This is a genomic window from Paenibacillus sp. PK1-4R (assembly GCF_030369595.1).
Taxonomy (GTDB): domain Bacteria; phylum Bacillota; class Bacilli; order Paenibacillales; family Paenibacillaceae; genus Paenibacillus.
Genome location: NZ_CP126535.1, coordinates 4445945 through 4459543 on the forward strand (window position 1 = coordinate 4445945; position 13599 = coordinate 4459543).

The following is a 13599-nucleotide window of genomic DNA, read 5'->3' on the forward strand; positions in this document are numbered from 1 at the left end:
TAATCATCGATTTCAAGTATGTAAAAAAACAAAAAAAGTGCTTCTATAAAAGAAGCACTTCATGTTTGGATCCAGTTAAGGTGAAGGTATTAAGCTTCTACAACTTCAACAGTTTCCATTTTGTCTTTACCTTCTAAAGCGTCCACGAACTCCATACCTTTAGTTACTTTACCAAATACAGTATGTTGTCCATCCAGATGTGGTTGCGGTTGGTAGCAGATGTAGAACTGGCTTCCACCTGTGTTACGGCCAGCATGTGCCATAGCAAGTGTTCCGCGCTCATGTTTGTTCGGGTTAATTTCACAATTGATTGTGTAACCTGGGCCACCTGCACCGCTACCGTTAGGGCATCCGCCTTGAGCTACAAAGCCCGGGATAACGCGGTGGAATGTAAGACCATTGTAGAAACCGGAGTTAGCCAGTTTCTCAAAGTTTGCTACTGTGTTTGGAGCTTCTTGATCGAACAGATCGATCAGAACTTCTCCGCCGTTTGCCAATTTAATTTTCGCTTGTTTCGCCATATGTAAATGACTCCTTTCGTATTGACCATCGTTAATGGTGCCAGAACGCATGACCCTGGGTCAAGCATTACAGCACTTTTCTTAGTGTACACCGAAAATGACTGGATCGCAAAAAAAACGGAAACTTTTTTTCATAATTTAGTCCGAATATACAAAAAGCAGACGAAAAAGGAAGTTCCCTTTTCATCTGCTTCAAATTTAAAATCCCTATATCCTGAATAATGCAGAAACGCATTATTTTTTGACGAATTAGCGAGTTACTGGCTGTTTGCCAATGCGCGCTGGTACCAGGTCATTCTGGATGATATCTTGATACGTCTCACGGCGTACTACGACATCTCCTTGACCGTCTTTGACAAACACAACAGCCGGACGACGAATACGGTTGTAGTTGCTCGCCATGGAGTAGTTATATGCACCTGTACAAGCTACAGCGAGCAGATCGCCGCTCTCCACTTTTGGCAGGTCCAGATCCCAGATCAACATATCGCCACTCTCGCAGCATTTACCCGCAACAGATACCGTTTCCTGAGCAGCCTCATTCGCACGGTTGGCAAGCACAGCTTCGTACTTGGATTCATACAAAGCAGGACGTGGGTTATCGGTCATACCACCATCAACGGCAACGTATTTACGCACGCCTGGGATGTCTTTGCTTGTTCCAACAGTATACAGCGTTGTTCCCGCTTCACCCACGATACTGCGGCCTGGCTCAACCCAGATCTCAGGTACGGCATAGCCGATTTGAGCAAAATGATTTTTAACTGCGTCTGTAATAGCCTTCACGTATTGCGCAACTTCAAGCGGTGTATCTCCATCGATATAACGGATTCCGAATCCACCACCAAGGTTAACCACTTTGAAAGCAACATTAAGACGCTCATATACACTTGCTGCAAATTCAGCAACACGTTGAACAGCCATCTGGAAGCCTTCAACTTCGAAGATCTGGGAACCGATGTGGGAATGCACACCGAGCAATACCAGGTTAGACTGCTTGGAAGCCAAGTCAATCGCTTCAAATGCCGTACCATTACCGATATCGAATCCAAATTTGGAATCCGTTTGACCTGTAGAAATATATTCATGCGTATGTGCCTCAACACCAGGCGTCACACGAAGCAAAATGTTTACTTTACGATTTTTGTCCGCTGCTACAGCCTGCAACAGATGTAGTTCATTGAAGTTATCAACAACAAAGCATCCGATCTCCGCATCAAGAGCCATTTCGATCTCTTCCAGCGTTTTGTTGTTACCGTGGAAGTGAATGCGCTCAGCCGGGAATCCTGCTTGCAGTGCAGTAAACAGTTCACCGTCAGATACAACATCCAGGGAAAGTCCTTCTTCAGCTGCAAGGGCACACATCGCCATTACACAGAATGCTTTACTTGCGTAAGCAACCTGGAAGCCCAATCCGGAAGCACGGAATGCTTCCATATACTCTCTGCAACGCTCGCGAACCAATTGCTCGTCCACAACGTACAGGGGAGTTCCAAATTGTTCTTTCAAATCTGTTGCATCAACTCCGCCAATCTCCAGATGCCCTTGCGCGTTTATTTTACTTGTACCATGTAAATACATAATCTGCATTCCTCACTTTTTTATATACTGGAACAGTTGCTATTCCAATGATTTTACACCAGTATATCAAATTAGGCAGCGAGATGAATGGATTTTTCGGAAGATCATTTGTGTTTTTTACTTTTTCGCAGTTCACCGTCTGGATCATCAGACATTTTGGTGTTGTCACGGGTTTTGTTGAATGATGGACGTTTTTTATTTTCCAGCAACGGAAGCCGGAATAAAAAGTTGCCCAGGGCCTTTGCATTAAACGGTATAAAAGGCCAGAGATACGAAGAATTGTACGACCGGTGAATGGTGAGCGCCAATATGAGCAATGTACTGCCCACCACCAATCCCGGAACCTTGAATATCGCAACAGCGATTAACAGAACCAACCTGACCAGCCTGTTGGCAAGTCCAAGCTCGTAACTCGGCGTGGCAAACATGCCGATGGCTGCGATCGCCATATAAAGTACAACCTCATTTACAAAATATCCTGTTTTGACGGCGATATCCCCGACTAGAATTGCCGCGATCAAACCCATGGCCGATGCCAGAGGTGTAGGCGTATGAACCGCTGCCATCCGTAATAAATCGACGCCCAGTTCGATCAGTAGAAACTGTAGAATTAACGGAAGCTTTACATTTTCCTGTGGACCAATGAAGTCGAGTCCCATCGGTTTAATCGAAGGGTCAATAACCATGAGAAGCCATAGCGGTAGCAAAAACAACGATATGAGAATCCCTGCAAAACGCACCCATCGTAAATACGTCCCCATCAAGGCTGTCTGTCTATTCTCCTCCGCATGCTCACACAGGTCGAAGAAGGTCGTAGGCAGAATCATCACACTGGGGGAAGTGTCTACGAAAATGACAACACGTCCTTCCAGCAAATGGGAAGCTGTAACATCCGGTCGTTCGGAATACCGGACGAGTGGAAACGGATTCCAACCCTTGTTGATAATCGCTTCTTCCAGCTGTTTATCGGCGGAGGGAATACCATCAATATCAACTCGCTGAATTTTTTCACGAACGGAATCCACCTGCACTTTATCCACAATATCGTCAATGTACACCACGCAGACATCGGTTTGTGTTCTCCGCCCCACCTGCATGATCTCAAATTTCAGTCCTGGGTCGCGAATTCTACGGCGGACCAAGGTTACATTGGTCAGGAGTGTTTCGGTAAAGCCGTCTCTGGAACCCCGGACTACCCTTTCCAATGAAGGTTCTTCGGGTGAACGTACCGGATAACTCCGGGTATCCATAATTAAGACCGAGCGGTCCCCTTCAACGAACATTGCACTCATACCGGTAAGAACCTTGTTGATGACCGCACTCATCTTCTCGACTTTTTCCACCTGAATATGGGGAATGTAACATTCAAAATAAGATTTGAGTGCATGTCCGGACACGTCATCCGGCGTGAGATAGGTGAGTCTTTTCAACACTTCAAGCAAAATCTCATCCTTGGCGAAGCCGGTGATCATCAGCAATCCAACGTGCTTGCCACCCAGGACCATTTCTCTCATATTCACGTCAAACGATTCTCCGAGCCCCAGTACCTGTTGCAGTGTATATCTATTCTCACTCATGCGTGGGGAGATATCATCGTTTTCCTGCCAATATTGCACGGATTCCTCAATGCTGTCGGACATCTCATTTTGTTTTTTCTTACTGTACGCTTTCTCCTCTTCTTCCTTCTGAATCTCATAAGCAGACTTGTGTAACATCTCTTCCGTTATACCTTCACTATTTTCCTGGCCTGTGTGCTCTGTTTGTTCATCCATCTTCCATCCTCCTATGGCCACGAGTTACCGCTGATATATGAAAAAATCAAACAGGGAACCTGTCATTTTGCCCAAAATCATGGCGAGCAGTAATCCAAACAAATAAGGTTTCATGCCCAATCGTTTGGCTAGTACGGGCAGTACATTAAGCACCTCAGTGAGCGCTGCGGCCAGCAGACCGATGAACACCCCACAGAACAAACCAACAATTGGACTGAGCAGCAGCACCCCATGCATTTTCCAGTGCCAGAAATCCGCCACCGTCCCGAGCAGTGAACCACCGATCAGCGCCCCTTCGTACCAGTGAGTCTTGTCATACGATTGCGTAAGTTGGGCCAACCTGGGAATCATATCGAGCACCAGAATGAGCGCAATTACGCCGCTCCCTACGGCAATTCCCCCTGCAATACCCAATACAATGCTGATTGCTCCATTAAGAACGCTCATCCGCATTCATCTCCCTGCGTTCCTGCTCGTGCATCCGTTCGCTTTCTTCAATCATCACATATTTATCTACATTTTGCTGGTATAGGAACATCTCCACTTCCAGCGGGGTAGGTTCCTCATTCCACTTTTTCTTGAACAAATGATTAAAAAATACTGCCATTCCAAATCCAATGCCAATGGAATACGCCACTTGGAACAGATAGGGATGTTCGTCCCGATGCCCAGTGAGCATCTCCACAATTCGAATCTGTACTTCCTGCATGTTCACATCGGCATGAAAATTCATGATCGTTAAGGCTGATCCAAAGAACAGCAGTAGCCAAACCAGAATGAACAGGGACTTGGAAGGTTGACCATTTCCCGCGATAACTTCAACCAACGTATGACCTGATCCCATCAGTTCCACACTTACCTCCGGCAAGACGTGCCGAATTCGGGGAATAATCTGCAATATATCAATGAGGATCAGATTGCCATCCTCCGGTCCAGGGCGCAGCAGTTCAAGCTCCAGTAGCCTGCCCTCCTGGTCTTCAGAAGAGGTCAGTACATGTGCAATGTCTCCAAGCTTGACTGCTCTGCCCCTCTGGATGCGAATACGGCTGCGCAGACGAATATAGACCATTGGAGTGGGTGTCTGGGACATCCATAGCACTCCTTTACTGCGTAATTTAGGTTAGTATTTGAAGAATGTGCAAATTTATTACAAACGGGTTGGAAAAAAGTTGGAAGGGTGAGTTGACGCTGCGGGATGGATCGGTCATTGGTCGCTGTTGCTCGGGGGAGGATACACGCAGACACTCCGACGGCAGACCAACCTTCTGATCGCTGTTGTCTCCAAATTCTTTTGATTGATTTCTAAGGGTTAGAAATTTGGAGACAAATGCGAACGCTTCGCTTCTTCAGTTCTAATCTGCCGCCTGCGTTGCTTATGTATCCTTAGATGAACCCTCACGCTCCGCTCCTTTTGACCGATTCCATCCCTCCGCTACCCATCGTCCTCCCGTTTCCAAACGTTTGAAATAAATATGCTGGGGAGTAGGCAGGAAGGGAATTAAAAGATGAGGGTTATTTTGCTTAAAAATTCAATGACTTGTGAAGGTAGCTTCTGGATATTAATTTTAGAAATTTGGGGATTTGAGGCGTAACTAAGTGTGAAGTATTATTTTTACATATCAAAAAAGTCGCCGTATGGGCGACTCTTTGGAATTTGTAAATAGGCTCACGGATCATGAACAATAACTCAACAATTATGTTCTTTTTCTCTTTTGTTCAATTCCCTTCTAAATCGTAAAGGGGTTGAATTCATTGTTTTGCGGAATTGGTTAATGTAATAACTCGTGCTGTTAAAACCGACCTCATAGGCAATTTCGGTGATGCTACGCTCGGAGAGTTGCAATAGTTCAATGCTTCTTTGGATGCGGTACTCGATCACATATTGCATGGGTGTGGTTTTTAGGATTTGCTTGAAATAACGGCATGTCTCCGATCGACTTAACTGTCCGGCCTTTGCAATATCTTCCAGCTTAATTGGATCGGTATAGTTGAGATTAATCCATTGCAACATGTCTTTCATTCGCTTGTTTCTGCTCATCTCTGATGGATCATGTTCCAGGGAATATCCGTTCATAATCAGCAGTTTCCACATATTCAGCACCGCAGAAGCAACATTTACTTCGTAAAAAGGAACTTTTTCCACTAACTCCTTTCTAATCCGTGCAATGGCACTCAGGATCTGTTCTCCCCAAGCGTTAGCTCTTTCGATATACAGAAAAGGCAAATTAGTTGCTGTTACATATGGATGTACGTACTTTATATACAAATCCGAAGGCATGATAACATGCGGGGACAAATTCAGACATAAATAAATGCAGTTCTCGCTCACACCATGATCTTCGGCCATATGCATTATTCCACTGTTGATAAAAATCCCGTCACCTTTGGACAAAATCACCTTTTGATCGTTGATATGGAACAACGCCGTACCCTGAAGAACGGTAACAAACTGCAATTCATCATGCCAGTGGAGAGGAATATGTCCGTGAACATTTTGAACAATGGTTGTCTCATAACAGGCTATAGATAATGTATCGGTACGGTGTTGCGTCATTTCTTTCAATTGTTGATCAATGATAAATTCGATTTTCCGCATGGCCCTCATCTCAATATAGTTATATTTTTAAGTGTCATATTGATATTAATGTACCTCATTTCTCCTTAATATAACACTATTCTTATATTTAAGGTGAGGCGAACAAGAATGACAACTTCTGCAAAATCCAAAATTTCAGGCATCGTACTCGTTCTGACCGGAGCCATCTGTTGGGGCATTGGGGGTACGGTATCTCAAAAACTGTTTCAACTGGATGGAATTGAGGTCAATTGGTATGTCACTGTACGATTGTTGATCGCTGGGTTACTATTACTGGTTATTCAATCGTTTACTAATGGACGATTTCAGATTTTTGATGTGTGGAGAAATAAAAAAACGGCTGGACAGCTGATCATTTTTGGATTGGTCGGCATGCTTACCGTCCAGTATACGTACATGGCATCCATTAAACACGGTAATTCAGCGGTAGCTACACTCCTGCAGTACCTTTCCCCTGTCATGATCATGATTTACATCGCACTCCGTAAGCAGTCTGTCCTTACACGCAATGACCTTGCATGCGCCGTTCTGGCTCTCGGTGGGTGTTTTCTCCTACTGACGAACGGCTCACTCACGCAGTTATCTGTCTCCTGGCTCGCAGTGATGTGGGGCATATTATCCGGGGTTTCAGCTGCATTTTATACGCTGTATGCCGTGCAACTGATTAAAAAATTCGATTCACTTGTTGTGGTTGGCTGGGCTATGATCATCGCTGGTTTGGGAATGAGTTTTATTCACCCACCCTGGAAAATGAATTTTGCTAGCATCACGCTGGAAACCTACGGTTATTTGATATTTACGATCCTTTTTGGGACCATGATTGCTTTTTGGTTTTATATTGCGAGTCTCAAAAGTCTTACACCCAAGGAAACAAGCCTGCTCGGGAGCGCAGAGCCCCTTGCTGCTGTTGGAACAACTGTCATATGGCTCCATGAACCTTTTGGCTTCTATCAATGGATTGGTATGGCATGTATTCTTGGCATGATGCTGGTCATGCAGTCCAATCGTTCGGGATCTCCCCGTATTAACAACAAATAACCTTCTTCGCCATAATGCGCGATAGAAGGTTGTTAGTTGTCGTATATTGGTGCATAAGCGCCAATATTGTTGTTGCACTCCACAAAATCACTGTGCGATCTGGTCGCGGATGGATTGCAGTATTTTTTTCTCCAGACGCGATACCTGTACCTGAGATATTCCCAGCCTGCTGGCAACCTCGGACTGCGTCTGATCCCGGTAATACCGAAGATACACGATTAACCGCTCCCGCTCACTGAGACCACCGATGGCTTCGTTCAAGGCCAGTTTGTCAAACCAACGTTCCTGAGACTCGTCGGCAATCTGATCCATTAAGGTGATGGGATCACCGTCATTCTCGAATACCGTCTCATGAATGGAGGTGGGTGGTTTGTTCGCTTCCTGGGCAAATACGACTTCCTCCGGGGTTACCCCCAGCTCTGCGGCAACTTCCTTAATCGTTGGCAGACGATCCAGATGTTTAGACAGTTCGTCCCTTTTTTTACGGACTTTATTCGCCATCTCTTTTAGTGAACGACTGACCTTCAGGGTACCGTCATCCCGCAGGAATCGCTGGATTTCTCCGATGATCATCGGTACCGCGTAGGTTGAGAACTTCACGTCATAACTGAGATCGAATTTGTCCACTGACTTGAGCAGACCGATACAACCAATCTGGAACAGATCTTCCGGATCATATCCCCTGTTCATAAAACGCTGTACGACGGACCAGACGAGTCTGATGTTGCAGTTCACCAGCGTATCCCGTGAGACATGGTCACCCGACTGACTGAGCGCAATCAGCCGTTTGACCTCGGCATCGTCCAAATAGGTCTGTGAAGATGGTTTCACTTCAGCATCCATAAGAACACCAACCCCTAATTATACAATGCTTTCTTGGATTCAATCCTTTTTTTCATCTTGATGGAGGTGCCTCTGCCGGGCTCACTGCTGACTTCGAATTCATCCATAAAGTTTTCCATAATGGTGAAGCCCATGCCCGACCGCTCAAGTTCGGGTTTGGACGTATATAGCGGCTGCTTGGCGAGTTCAAGATCTTCGATTCCTTCACCGCGGTCTTCCACGATGATTGTGATCATGTCTTCCCGAATCTCGGCCTGGATAGACACAACACCTTCGGAGTTGTTGTTGTATCCGTGGATGATGCTGTTGGTCACGGCTTCCGAAATGACCGTCTTCAGGTCACTGAGCTCGTCCATCGTTGGATCAAGCTGGGAGATAAACGCAGCAACGGTTACCCGTGCAAACGACTCATTCTCTGACTTGGCCGCGAATTGCAGATTCATGAAATTTGTCCCTGTTCCTTCATTCATGAGACGACCTCCAGACCTGAGAGAGCAGTTCCCTCATTTTCGTATATCGGCATAATCTTGAACAGACCCGACATTTCCAGCAATCGGTACACTGGCGAATTGACGTCACAGACCACCATCTTGCCACCTTTATTCTTAATGAGCTTGTATCTTCCCAAAATGACACCCAGACCCGAACTGTCCATAAATTGCAGATCTTTCAGGCTGAGTACGAGATGCTCGCTTTGTCTCCGCTGGATGGCTTCATCCATCTGCATCCGTACCATGTCAGCTGTATGGTGATCCAGCTCCCCGGATAATCGTACAATCAGAATCCCGCGATGGTGTTCCATTTCCACATGCAAGTTCACGTTTGCTCACTCTCCTCCCTGTCTTAGAACAAGGATTTCTACGCTTCCGAAGGCTTTTCCTGCCCCCCGACAAAACTAGAAGAAAACCCCTATTTAACTACAAAATATGTTCGAAGGATGCGTGCAACTCGCAGAAATCGCCGTTTAGTCAAACAGGTTGGACGTTGTCCGCTTGAACAGCTTCCACCAGCCAGCCTTATTCACATCCTGCGGAGCCTGAATATCGAACTCCTTAATCACATCATTGCCCTGGTAAACCACAAGTTTACCTATACTTTGCCCAGCCTTGATCGGAGCTTTCAATTCTTTGGCAACCAACAATTCATGTCGGATGTCGTTGGATTTGGCTCCTTTGCGCATCAGTACACTATAATTTTGCGTGGCATTTAGAGGCAATTCGGCAACTTCACCTTTTTCGATCTTCAGACTGCCCAGCAGATCCCCTGCCTTGTAGAGCGCCTTCATCGTATATTGGCTAAACGCATAGTCAAACATCGAAGATACCTCACTGTTCCGTGTTTTGGTATTTGGTTCACCAAGTACCACGGAAACGACACGCAATCCATCTTTGGACGCCGTTGCAGACAAGCAGAATTTCGCTTCGGAAGTGTAACCTGTTTTCAAACCGTCTGCCCCTTGATAAAAACGAACCAGCTTGTTGGTGTTAACCAGCCAGAATGGCTTTTCCGTATCTTTGCGAAGGTAATCCTGATATGCACCGGTGTACTTCGTAATCCCGGAATGTTTCAACAGTTCACGGCTCATGACGGCAATATCATGGGCGGAAGAATAATGATTATCGACCGGCAGACCGTTACAGTTGGCAAAATGAGTATCCTTCATGCCAAGCTCCTTCGCACGCTCATTCATCAGCTGTACAAAGGCTTCTTCCGAGCCAGCGATCTTCTCAGCCATAGCTACCGAGGCATCATTGCCCGAAGCCATCGCGATCCCTTTTAACATATCATCAACTGTCATTTCTTCCCCAGGCTCCAGGAAGATCTGCGAACCGCCCATCGAAGCTGCATATTCGCTCGCTCTTACTTTGTCCGTCAGCTTCAGCTTGCCTGAGTCGATCGCTTCGATCGTAAGCAGCATGGTCATAATTTTTGTAATGCTCGCCGGAGGCAGCTGATCATGACTGTTTTTCTCATAAATGACCGTTCCCGTGTCTGCATCCATTAAGATCGCAGAGCGCGCCGACGGGGCCAGATCAGTTCCTCCCGCTGCCTTCGGTGTTTCTTCAGCTAATGCCGTTGATGCCAAAAGGGACAGCAGGATACAAAGGGTCATGAACGATGCCATTATTCTTTTCTTCACAAGTTTACCTCCTCAAATGACTTGCTTACTGCATGTTCCATGCATGTACTGCTAATCATTGTCGGCCCGTTTCCAGTAAATTATTCCATGTAAAGCATGATTTCCCGAACTTTTATTGAAAATGTGGTCAAAGCTAAAAAACGCACTGCACTCAACGAATGAGTAACCGTACGTTTAACACAACAAAAAAAAGGTTACCTCCCGATGATTTCTCATCCAAAGAGGTAACCTTCTCTACTCAAATCTTGCTTACATTTGTGGAATAACTGCCACTACCAGCGCCAGGAACGACTCACGCACACGTTCCGTTGTCTCCATAACCTCATCATGTGACAGTGGTTGGTCCAGAATTCCGGCAGCCATGTTGCTGATACAGGAAATACCGAGTACTTCCAGGCCTGCGTGTCGTGCCACGATCACTTCAGATACAGTGGACATGCCCACTGCGTCTGCGCCCAATGTACGCAGCATTCTGATCTCTGCCGGTGTCTCGTAGTTCGGACCAAGCATACCTGCGTATACCCCTTCACGTACGTTAAAACCTTGTGATGCGGCCGTATCCTTCGCCAGCGCACGCAAACGGCGGCTATATGCTTCGGACAGATCCGGGAAACGCACGCCCAGTGCAGCGTCATTTGGTCCAATCAGTGGATTTTTGCCTGTGAGATTCAAGTGGTCAGAGATCAGCATCAAGTCTCCAGCTTCATACGACGTATTCACACCGCCTGCAGCATTGGTTACAAGCAAGCTACTTACACCCAGTTCTTTCATAACCCGTACCGGGAAAGCTGTCAATTCCGGACCATATCCTTCGTACATATGGAAACGGCCTTTCATCATCACGACTGGACGACCTTTAATGGTTCCGACCAATAGTTCACCTTCATGTCCTTCTACTGTGGACACCGGAAAATGTGGAATATCCTGATAAGCGATACTTACGCCATCTTCAATCAGTTCTGCCAGTACGCCAAGACCCGAACCCAAAATCAAACCGACTTCCGGCTTGATGGAGCTTTTGCTTTGAATATAAGATGCTGCTTCCGAAATCATTTGTTGGTTTAATGCTGTCATGCGTTGTATGTTCCTCCTTGAGTTGAAACGATCCGTCTTATGTATAACGGCGTTTGGATGTATTCAATTTATTTTATCCTAAATCGGCCCAATGTTCCGCATTTATTTGTGAATGCCATGCGTCAAAATCTATCTTGCCCTCGGATGATGGGTTTCATAGATTTCTTTCATGGTTTTGCGACCATGATTGCCATATTGTTGTCCAGGTTGCTCCACGTGACCCAGCATGTCTTGAACCGCACGTGTATCCGCCCCATTGGCAATCAGGTGTGCTGCAAAGGAATGACGCAGCGTATGCGGCGTTATTTCTTCCGAGATTCCCGCGTCCACCGCCGCTTTTTTGAGCAGCTTCCAGAAGCCCTGCCGGGTTAAACGTCTGCCAGATACATTCACGAATAGTGCCTGCTCGTCCGAATCGGTTTTGAGTAACTTGTTGCGGAATTCCTCCACATATACACTCGCCCAATGTGCAGCTGGTGCACCGATGGGAAGGATGCGTTCCTTGCCCGCGCCACCGCATCGTATAAAGCGCATGCCTGGCTGTACATCCCGAATGTCAAGCGCAATCAGTTCAGAGACCCGAATGCCTGTAGCATATAATAGTTCAAGCATCGCTCGATCTCTCACACCCTGCGGTGAACGAATATCAGGCGCTGTCAGCAGTTGTTCGATCTCCTGGATACTTAACACCTGTGGTGGCGTCTTATCCGCCTTGGGAGCTTCCACATCAAACGTAGGGTCCTGTATAATCTCACCCCGCCGCATCAAAAAATGAAAGTAGGAGCGCAGAGATACGATGCTGCGGGCAATGGTTGCATTGGCACGTCCTGCCTGTTTGAGCTGACCTGCAAACAGGACGACATGTGTGCGTCTGACCTGATCGGCTTCGCGTATGCCATATTCCTTCTCTGCAAATTCAATGAACTTGTCCACGTCTCGGAGATACGATTCAAGCGTGCTGCTCGACATCCCTTTATCATCTTCCAAGTATAAGGCATAGGCATGTATCGTCTGTTTCATGTACAACGCTCCTCAACTGACAGATCTGCCGCTATGGCAGACTGCTCCCGTATTTGCATCCCTGGCTGTTCGAAGCTACTCCCCGTACCAATAGAACAAACGGAGACGCTCTGCCATCGTAGGACGTCCTTCTCCATTACCCGGCCAATCCGTTTCCTGAAATACTTTGATTGCATTGCCAGTCGGCATCTGATACTGATCCACAGGTGAGATCCAGCCATTAAACAGATCCAGAACATGATAGAACAGATAAACTAATGCGGCAAAGAATATAATAAATCGAATAAAACGGAGCCCTCTCCGCACTGATATAATCATGGGCGTGTCCCCCTCCTGATTCGAATCCGGTATTGTCCTTGAATCAGGGTATGTCCATAAACACAGATTTATGCCATTCGGAGGAAACTCCAGATCATGTCCGGTGCCAAAAAAGCTCTCCCGTCAAAACCGCCGGTGAGAGCTTGAAGATATGCTATGTTATTCTTCATCTTTGGGTTTCTGTTCATTTTTAGCTTTGCAACGATAACAAATTCCATGAAAGTCCAGTCGGTGATCTACTACCGAAAAGTTGAATTCCCGCTCCAAACGCTCTTCAAGCAGTCCAAGCCAGTCTTCACGTATTTCATCCATACTTCCGCATTGAACACAGATTAAGTGATGATGGTGATGCTTGGATGTATCTCCGCGCAGATCATAACGCGCTACACCGTCGCCGAAGTTGATTTTCTCTACAACATGCAGCTCACTCAGCAGTTCGAGGGTACGGTACACGGTTGCCAGACCGATTTCGGGAGCCTTTTCTTTAACGAGCATGAATACGTCTTCTGCACTCAGATGATCTTCTTCATTCTCAAGAAGTACTCTTAAGGTGGCTTCCCGCTGGGGCGTTAATTTATATCCTTGGGACTGTAGTTGCTGCTTAATTTTATCAATCCGTGCTTCCATTTTCTCCCTCCCCCTAGGAAATCACTGCACACTGCAACTTAACCCACTCTTTTCATTATAGGGGGAGTG

Annotated in this window: 15 protein-coding genes; 1 reads left to right on the forward strand and 14 read right to left on the reverse strand. The window is 46.4% G+C overall.

Annotated features, from left to right (window positions below; all coding sequences use genetic code 11):
• Positions 1-89: 89 nt before the first annotated feature.
• From QNO02_RS19245 to QNO02_RS19270, 6 genes are all read right to left on the reverse strand, one after another.
• Positions 90-521, reverse strand: coding sequence for a peptidylprolyl isomerase (locus QNO02_RS19245; RefSeq protein ID WP_017687646.1), 432 nt, complete (start codon positions 519-521; stop codon positions 90-92).
• A gap of 249 nt (positions 522-770) precedes the next feature.
• The gene (gene lysA / locus QNO02_RS19250; RefSeq protein ID WP_017687645.1) at positions 771-2102 is read right to left on the reverse strand and encodes a diaminopimelate decarboxylase; all 1332 of its coding nucleotides are present in this window, start codon (positions 2100-2102) and stop codon (positions 771-773) included.
• A gap of 104 nt (positions 2103-2206) precedes the next feature.
• Positions 2207-3874 (reverse strand): spore germination protein, encoded by a 1668-nt coding sequence (locus QNO02_RS19255; RefSeq protein WP_091028877.1) that lies wholly within the window; start codon positions 3872-3874, stop codon positions 2207-2209.
• A 24-nt stretch (positions 3875-3898) separates the two neighbouring features.
• Complete coding sequence (locus QNO02_RS19260; RefSeq protein ID WP_026080996.1) at positions 3899-4327, reverse strand: stage V sporulation protein AB; 429 nt, start codon at positions 4325-4327, stop codon at positions 3899-3901.
• On the reverse strand, positions 4308-4964 hold the full coding sequence (locus QNO02_RS19265) for a stage V sporulation protein AA (protein WP_289389687.1): 657 nt from the start codon (positions 4962-4964) through the stop codon (positions 4308-4310). The genes QNO02_RS19260 and QNO02_RS19265 overlap by 20 nt, the downstream gene beginning before the upstream one ends.
• A gap of 597 nt (positions 4965-5561) precedes the next feature.
• A complete protein-coding gene (locus tag QNO02_RS19270) occupies positions 5562-6470 on the reverse strand; it encodes an AraC family transcriptional regulator (protein WP_289389688.1) in 909 nt (302 codons plus the stop codon).
• A 108-nt stretch (positions 6471-6578) separates the two neighbouring features.
• Between QNO02_RS19270 and QNO02_RS19275 the strand changes: the two genes are divergently transcribed.
• Positions 6579-7508, forward strand: a complete 930-nt coding sequence (locus tag QNO02_RS19275) for a DMT family transporter (RefSeq protein ID WP_289389689.1) — start codon at positions 6579-6581, stop codon at positions 7506-7508.
• A gap of 87 nt (positions 7509-7595) precedes the next feature.
• On the opposite strand, the gene sigF is transcribed toward QNO02_RS19275, so the two are convergent.
• From sigF to fur, 8 genes are all read right to left on the reverse strand, one after another.
• Complete coding sequence (gene sigF, locus QNO02_RS19280; RefSeq protein WP_036607856.1) at positions 7596-8351, reverse strand: RNA polymerase sporulation sigma factor SigF; 756 nt, start codon at positions 8349-8351, stop codon at positions 7596-7598.
• 14 nt (positions 8352-8365) lie between these two features.
• Positions 8366-8821: an anti-sigma F factor gene (gene spoIIAB / locus QNO02_RS19285; RefSeq protein WP_036672324.1), complete on the reverse strand. Its 456-nt coding sequence runs from the start codon at positions 8819-8821 to the stop codon at positions 8366-8368.
• Positions 8818-9171 carry an anti-sigma F factor antagonist gene (gene spoIIAA / locus QNO02_RS19290; RefSeq protein WP_017687636.1) on the reverse strand — a complete coding sequence of 118 codons (354 nt, stop codon included), beginning with the start codon at positions 9169-9171 and terminating at the stop codon, positions 8818-8820. The genes spoIIAB and spoIIAA overlap by 4 nt, the downstream gene beginning before the upstream one ends.
• Positions 9172-9315: 144 nt before the next feature.
• Positions 9316-10491, reverse strand: coding sequence for a D-alanyl-D-alanine carboxypeptidase family protein (locus QNO02_RS19295; protein ID WP_150364566.1), 1176 nt, complete (start codon positions 10489-10491; stop codon positions 9316-9318).
• A gap of 249 nt (positions 10492-10740) precedes the next feature.
• Positions 10741-11565, reverse strand: coding sequence for a purine-nucleoside phosphorylase (locus QNO02_RS19300; protein ID WP_036607861.1), 825 nt, complete (start codon positions 11563-11565; stop codon positions 10741-10743).
• Between the two features lie 129 nt (positions 11566-11694).
• Complete coding sequence (locus tag QNO02_RS19305; protein WP_289389690.1) at positions 11695-12585, reverse strand: tyrosine recombinase; 891 nt, start codon at positions 12583-12585, stop codon at positions 11695-11697.
• 75 nt (positions 12586-12660) lie between these two features.
• Positions 12661-12903, reverse strand: coding sequence for a DUF4227 family protein (locus tag QNO02_RS19310; RefSeq protein ID WP_017687632.1), 243 nt, complete (start codon positions 12901-12903; stop codon positions 12661-12663).
• A 159-nt stretch (positions 12904-13062) separates the two neighbouring features.
• A complete protein-coding gene (fur, locus tag QNO02_RS19315; RefSeq protein WP_289389694.1) occupies positions 13063-13530 on the reverse strand; it encodes a ferric iron uptake transcriptional regulator in 468 nt (155 codons plus the stop codon).
• Between the last annotated feature and the right edge of the window lie 69 nt (positions 13531-13599).

Excerpts from the sequence above, each read along its gene's own strand:
- QNO02_RS19265 (WP_289389687.1), bottom strand. The coding sequence starts at position 4,964 with ATGTCCCAGACACCCACTCCAATGGTCTATATTCGTCTGCGCAGCCGT.
- QNO02_RS19275 (WP_289389689.1), top strand. The coding sequence starts at position 6,579 with ATGACAACTTCTGCAAAATCCAAAATTTCAGGCATCGTACTCGTTCTG.
- spoIIAB (WP_036672324.1), bottom strand. The coding sequence starts at position 8,821 with ATGAATGAAGGAACAGGGACAAATTTCATGAATCTGCAATTCGCGGCC.
- QNO02_RS19255 (WP_091028877.1), bottom strand. The coding sequence starts at position 3,874 with ATGGATGAACAAACAGAGCACACAGGCCAGGAAAATAGTGAAGGTATA.
- QNO02_RS19260 (WP_026080996.1), bottom strand. The coding sequence starts at position 4,327 with ATGCGGATGAGCGTTCTTAATGGAGCAATCAGCATTGTATTGGGTATT.
- QNO02_RS19245 (WP_017687646.1), bottom strand. The coding sequence starts at position 521 with ATGGCGAAACAAGCGAAAATTAAATTGGCAAACGGCGGAGAAGTTCTG.
- QNO02_RS19310 (WP_017687632.1), bottom strand. The coding sequence starts at position 12,903 with ATGATTATATCAGTGCGGAGAGGGCTCCGTTTTATTCGATTTATTATA.
- sigF (WP_036607856.1), bottom strand. The coding sequence starts at position 8,351 with ATGGATGCTGAAGTGAAACCATCTTCACAGACCTATTTGGACGATGCC.
- fur (WP_289389694.1), bottom strand. The coding sequence starts at position 13,530 with ATGGAAGCACGGATTGATAAAATTAAGCAGCAACTACAGTCCCAAGGA.
- QNO02_RS19270 (WP_289389688.1), bottom strand. The coding sequence starts at position 6,470 with ATGCGGAAAATCGAATTTATCATTGATCAACAATTGAAAGAAATGACG.
- QNO02_RS19305 (WP_289389690.1), bottom strand. The coding sequence starts at position 12,585 with ATGAAACAGACGATACATGCCTATGCCTTATACTTGGAAGATGATAAA.
- QNO02_RS19300 (WP_036607861.1), bottom strand. The coding sequence starts at position 11,565 with ATGACAGCATTAAACCAACAAATGATTTCGGAAGCAGCATCTTATATT.
- lysA (WP_017687645.1), bottom strand. The coding sequence starts at position 2,102 with ATGTATTTACATGGTACAAGTAAAATAAACGCGCAAGGGCATCTGGAG.